This window comes from Achromobacter sp., assembly GCF_036567245.1.
Classification (GTDB): domain Bacteria; phylum Pseudomonadota; class Gammaproteobacteria; order Burkholderiales; family Burkholderiaceae_B; genus Achromobacter.
In genome coordinates this window covers 1-3,474 of sequence record NZ_DATCUY010000450.1, presented here as the reverse complement: position 1 = coordinate 3,474, position 3,474 = coordinate 1, and the positions used below count along the sequence as shown (strand labels likewise).

Below are 3,474 nucleotides of genomic sequence, written 5' to 3'. Positions count from 1 at the left end.
GGCGCCGGCATTGCTGCCCGCGGCCCCGGTCAAGGGAGGCGCCAGCGTGTTCGCGCCGCGCACGGGTCCGATCAGGCGGTTCTGCGCCGCGATGTCGCCATGGGCGTTGCGCGCATAGTCCGGCAGCTCGGACGAGACCTTGACGGCCTCGACGCAATTGCTCATGCAGGCCGTGTTCTGCGTGTCGGGCTTGTCCCCCGGCAGCCACATGCCATGCTCGCGGGTCATGCCGTTGCGGTTGGGCATGCGCGCCTGCACCTCGGCGATGTTCTTGTCGGAGAGTTCGAAATCCTCGGGCACGATTTCGCCGAGGTTCAGCAGGTAGGCCGTGACCGCATAGACCTCATCCGGCGACAGGGTCTTCGGCTGGTCCCAGGGCATGGCGCGGTGGATGTAGTCCCACAACGTGGAGACCGTGCTGACCTTCATCAGCGTGGTGCGCTGCGGCTGGGAGTTGCCGGCCAGCGCCGCGACGCGGCCGCTGCGGATGTCGTCGGCGGTGGTGCCGCCGACAATCGGCGTGAAGACCTCATTGCTTTCCCCGAAGCTGCCATGGCAGGAAGCGCACTTGCCCTCCCAGATGTCGCCCCCGCGCAGCACCGTGCCGCTGCCCGGCGGCAGGCCCTTGAAATCCGGCCGCACATCAATGTCCCAGGCCGCCACCTCGGCCGGCGTGGCGTCCCGCCCCACGCCCGGGAATGTGTCCGCTGCGCCTGCGCCCGGGGCCAGCATGGCCAGCCCCAGGCCCGTACAGGCCAATGCGGCGCGCAGGCTATTCAATGTGGACATTGCTCACCTCTCCGCTCTGGGCCACCCGCCACGATTGAATGCCGTTGTTGTGATAGATGGAGCGCGTGCCGCGCACCTCGCGCAACTGGCCCGAACGCGGCTGGACGTAGCCGGTCTCGTCCTGGGCGCGGCTTTGCAGGATGACGGGTGAACCGTCCCAGACCCAGTCGATGTTGAAGCGCGTCAGGCATTTGGCCAGCACCGGCCCTTCCAGCCGCGCCGTGCGCCAGTTGCGGCCGCCGTCCACCGACACGTCGACCTGCTTGACCTTGCCGCGTCCTGACCAGGCCAGGCCGGAGATATTGCAAAAGCCCTTGTCCAGCAGCACCTGTCCGCCCGACGGCGTGGTGATGACGGACTTGCACTCCTGGATCGAGGTGTACTGGCGATGCAGCCCGCCGGGCATCAGGTCCACGTAGTGGATGGTCTCGTCCTTGGCGTTCCAGGGCTGGTCGCCGACTTCGATGCGGCGCAGCCATTTGACCCACGACACGCCCTGCACGCCGGGCACCACCAAGCGCAGCGGATAGCCGTTCTCGGGACGCAGCATTTCGCCGTTCATGCCCCAGGCCACGATGGCGTCGTCCAGCGCCGCTTCCATCGAAATGGTGCGCGTCATGCTGGATCCATCTGCGCCCTCGGCCAGCACGAACTTGCCGCGCTTGAGGTCGGCGCCGCAGTCTTCCAGCAGCACCGAAAGCGGCACGCCGGTGAACTCGCAACAGGACAGCATGCCGTGGGTGTACTGCACGGTGGGAACGGCCGCATTGCCCCATTCCGGGCCGCTATTGGCGCCACATTCGATGAAATGGATGCGCGACACGGACGGCAGGCGCATCAGGTCGTCCATGGTGTAGACCTTGGGCTGTGCCACCAGGCCATTGATCATGAAGCGGTGCTGCGCCGGGTCGATGTCCACCCAGCCCTGATGATGGCGCTCGAAATGCAGCCCGCTCGGCGTAATGATGCCGAACAGGCCTTGCAAGGGCGCAAAGGCGACCGAGGAGGCGGGCACGCGGGTCAGGCCCGGCGACTGGCGCCGCTGCAGGTTGGCTTCGTACTTCGACGGCACGCCGTAGGGCCGCGCGGCGACCGGCTGCCCCAGCGACGTGGTCCAGGGACGCGGCGTCAGGATCATCTCGTCGCCGCCCGCCTTCTGCGCCAATGCGTTGCCCGTCAGGCCGGCGGCCAGCGCGGCGCCCGCCGTCTGGAAGCTGCGCAGCAAAAAACCTCGCCGGGTGTCGTCCAGGCCATTGCGGGCAATGTCCTGCGCCAAATCGGCGGATACGAAATTCTCGGGCGCCTTGCGCAGGCGTCCCACTTTTGCCTCTCGATCCACCTTCCTCCTCCGTGGGTGTTACCCAGCTTCTTTATTTTCTGTAGTTATATGCAAATTATCTTTGCACATAAAGAAGCAGGTTGGCACGCTGCGCCGCAACACCACGCGGCGGCTGCACGGTCAAACAAGGGGATCAACCCAGCATGTCGCCCCAGATTGCCTGGGCCCAGGCCTGGGCATCAGGAGTTTCCCTAGCGTTGGGTTCGGCCGACAATCCGCCGGCTCCGGCCACCGGCAGCATGGTCTTCGCCGCGGCGTCGTAGCGATGCACGCTAGCCACGTGCATGACCTCGCGGTCGGAGGTGTAGCTGTAGCAGGTGTTGGCATACAGCGGCAGCGGATTGACGTGGCCGCTGCCAAGCAGGGCCAGCACGGCCGCGGCACAGGTCTTGCCGTGCTGGTTGGCCATGTGGCCGGACTTGGGCATCGCCGGCGCGACCTGGATCGCATCGCCCAGCACATGGATGCCGGGCACGGCGAGCGATTCGAAGGTCAGGAAATCCACCTCGCACCAGGCGCCATTGGCCGTGGCCAAGCCGGCGTCCACCGCGATAGCTGCGGCGCGCATCGGCGGCACCACGTTCAGCACGTCTGCACGCACGGTTTCGCCCAACTCAAACTGCACGCTCAGACGGGCGGCATCCACCGCGACCGCCTCGAACTGCGGGGTGTATTCGATGTAGTTCGCGTAGGAATCGGCCCAGGCGCGGCGGAACAGCGCGGCCTTGGACGTGATGTCGGCGTTGGCGTCGAACACCAGCACCTTGGAGCGCGGTTTGTGCTGCTTGAAGTACCACGCCACCTGGCAGGCGCGCTCGTACGGGGCGGGCGGACAACGGTACGGCGCCAGCGGTATGGTCAACACATAATTGCCCCCGTCCGGCATGGCCTCCAGCTGGCGTCGCAAGGCCGCGGTCTGCGCGCCCGCCTTCCAGGCATGCAGGATCCGCTCCCGCGCGCCTGGCGCGTCCATGCCTTCGATGCGTTGCCACTGCATGTCCACGCCGGGCGAGAGTATCAACCGGTCATACGACAGCCGTTCGCCACCCGCCAGCCGGACCTGCCGGGCCGCCGCGTCGATCGCAAGCGCGCGGTCGCGCAGCAAGCGCACGCCGTGGCGCGACAGGCCGTCCCGCGCGACGGTGATGTCGGCCATGGACTTGCTGCCGCCCAGCACCAGATTCGATAGCGGGCAGGAGACAAAAGCCGGATTCTCATCAATCAGCGTGACGTCGACGGCACCTGCGCCCAGCAGCCGCAAATAGCGCGCCGCGGTGGCGCCGCCATAGCCTCCACCCACCACCACCACGTGCGGCTTGGCGGCGCGCGCGATGGGCGCCGCGGCC

3 protein-coding genes are annotated in these 3,474 nt (G+C 67.2%); all 3 read right to left on the bottom strand.

What is annotated here, in order from left to right; translation table 11 throughout:
• Positions 1-789 (bottom strand): c-type cytochrome (locus VIR09_RS19365; RefSeq protein ID WP_414639447.1); only part of this gene is annotated, 789 nt, incomplete at its 3' end.
• On the bottom strand, positions 773-2,128 hold the full coding sequence (gene soxC / locus VIR09_RS19360; protein WP_332014336.1) for a sulfite dehydrogenase: 1,356 nt from the start codon (positions 2,126-2,128) through the stop codon (positions 773-775). The genes VIR09_RS19365 and soxC, both read right to left, overlap by 17 nt.
• A 133-nt stretch (positions 2,129-2,261) precedes the next feature.
• Positions 2,262-3,461 carry an NAD(P)/FAD-dependent oxidoreductase gene (locus tag VIR09_RS19355; RefSeq protein ID WP_332014337.1) on the bottom strand — a complete coding sequence of 400 codons (1,200 nt, stop codon included), beginning with the start codon at positions 3,459-3,461 and terminating at the stop codon, positions 2,262-2,264.
• Positions 3,462-3,474: the final 13 nt, after the last annotated feature.